Source organism: Rheinheimera riviphila (assembly GCF_004005945.1).
GTDB classification, from domain to species: domain Bacteria; phylum Pseudomonadota; class Gammaproteobacteria; order Enterobacterales; family Alteromonadaceae; genus Pararheinheimera; species Pararheinheimera riviphila.
The window spans coordinates 1-255 of record NZ_SACS01000085.1 but is presented as its reverse complement, the minus strand read 5'-3'; the positions used below and the strand labels follow the sequence as shown (position 1 = coordinate 255).

At 52.2% G+C, this 255-nt stretch carries 1 rRNA gene; it reads left to right on the top strand.

Annotated elements, in window-relative coordinates:
* Positions 1-12: 12 nt before the first annotated feature.
* Positions 13-255: ribosomal RNA gene (locus tag EOE67_RS20455) — 16S ribosomal RNA — on the top strand; the annotation flags it as partial.

Sequence of the window (255 nt, the reverse complement as noted above, 5' to 3'; positions counted from 1 at the left end):
CAGAAAAAACTTTAATTGAAGAGTTTGATCATGGCTCAGATTGAACGCTGGCGGCAGGCCTAACACATGCAAGTCGAGCGGGGTTTTCGGACCTAGCGGCGGACGGGTGAGTAATGCGTAGGAAGCTGCCCGATAGAGGGGGATACCAGTTGGAAACGACTGTTAATACCGCATAATGTCTACGGACCAAAGTGTGGGACCTTCGGGCCACATGCTATCGGATGCGCCTACGTGGGATTAGCTAGTTGGTGAGGT